Annotated in this window: 1 protein-coding gene; it reads left to right on the forward strand. The window is 34.5% G+C overall.

Going from position 1 to position 1851, the window contains the following annotated elements; translation table 11 throughout:
• On the forward strand, positions 1–1756 hold a 1756-nt coding region (locus tag AC3AX0_RS10925; RefSeq protein ID WP_487550320.1), incomplete at its 5' end, for a sigma-54 interaction domain-containing protein.
• Positions 1757–1851: the final 95 nt, after the last annotated feature.

Raw genomic sequence — 1851 nt, forward strand, 5'->3', positions numbered from 1 at the left:
ACTAAAGGATATAAAAGATGTCGTACAGCAATTTGCTGAGGCAGGCAAGGCAGCTTTGGGACTGGATATTGAAATAATCGATGAAGACAGAAGATTCCTTGCAGGAACTGGCAGAATTAAAGATATTCTGGGAAAGGAATTGAAAAAGGATGGAACAATCAGCAGGTTTATTTTTGAAAAGAATGAAGATTTTCTTCTTGTCAATGATCCGGGACATGATGAAAAATGCATGGGATGTGACAGATATGGTACTTGTCAGTATTTGAAAGCCATATATACAACTATTAAACATGAAGGGCGAACCATAGGAGTAATTGGAATAGCTGCTACAGACAAGGAACAGGAAAAACTTATACTGGGTCATGAAAAGGAAATGCTTGATTTTTTAGATAAAATTGGAAAACTGATAAGTACAAAAGTACAGGAAAGGGAAATATTAAAACAGATAGATACTTATACAAAGATGATGGATACAGTGTTTGACAATATCAACAGGGGCGCAGTGATTGTAAGCAAGGATTTTAGTATAATCAAGGCAAATAAATATATAGTTAAAAGACTTGGACTGGAAACAAATGAAATCCAGGACAGGAAACTGGATGATGTTTTTCAAGGCATCATTATGGATGGCAGTGTTGGCGATCTTGATAAGTTGAAATATGAGGATTTATATTATCAGAAAGGTGATATAAAGATGGATTTGCTTTATGCGTCAACACCTGTATTTGTTAATGATGAAATTGAAGTTGTATTATACTTTTTCGAGGATTATAAAGTTGCAAAGAGGTTTGCGATATCTCTTACAGAGCAAAAGGACAATATAACTTTAAATGATATTGTAGGAAAAGACATATCCATAGTTGAGTTTAAAAACAAGGTCAGAAAAGTATCCAAAACAGATTCGACAATAATGTTGATTGGAGAAACGGGTACGGGTAAAGAGTTGTTTGCAAGAAGCATACATAATGAAAGCAAAAGAAGGAGTAAACCTTTTGTGGCTATTAACTGCGGAGCAATGCCGGAGGCATTAATAGAAAGTGAACTCTTTGGATATGAGAAAGGTGCTTTTACCGGTGCTGACAAATCGGGCAGACATGGGAAATTTTATTTTGCCGATAAGGGTAGCATATTTTTAGATGAAGTTGAAAATATGCCTATATATCTTCAACAGAAGTTGTTGAGAGTACTTGAAAGGAAAGAAGTTGACAGAATAGGATCTACAAGTCCAATCAGCATAGATGTAAGAATTATTGCAGCAACAAATGTTGATTTGAAGGAAATGGTGGAGAGGAGAGAATTCAGGGAAGACCTGTATCACAGACTCAATGTTATACCTTTGAAAATACCTCCACTTAGAGACCGGGGAGAAGATATGCTGTTCATATCTGAATATTTCATAGCTAAGTTTTCAGAAAAATTCAGCAAAAATATTTTTGGACTCGACAATGAAGTGAAGCAGGTATTTAAAAATCATGAATGGAAGGGCAACGTAAGGGAACTTCAAAATACCATAGAATATGCAATGAACATGGTTAAGGGTGATTATATAGATATGCAAAATTTACCGATTCAATTCAGAGAGAAGACCTTGAATACAGAATTGAAAACTCTGGATGAAGTTGAAAAAGCACATATTATTAAAGCTTTAAATGAGTATGGGTGGACTGAAGAAGGAAGAATACTAGCAGCAAAATATCTGGGTACAAGCAGATCGACTATATATAGAAAGATAAAAAAATATAATTTATTGGATTGAATGTCATTTTGAGATGTAGTGTTTCACAATGACATGTTGTTTTTTATGTAGTTTTATTATTTCAGGTTCTTATTGCCAGCTTTCAGGACCACAAC

Source organism: Dethiosulfatibacter sp. (genome assembly GCF_983023055.1).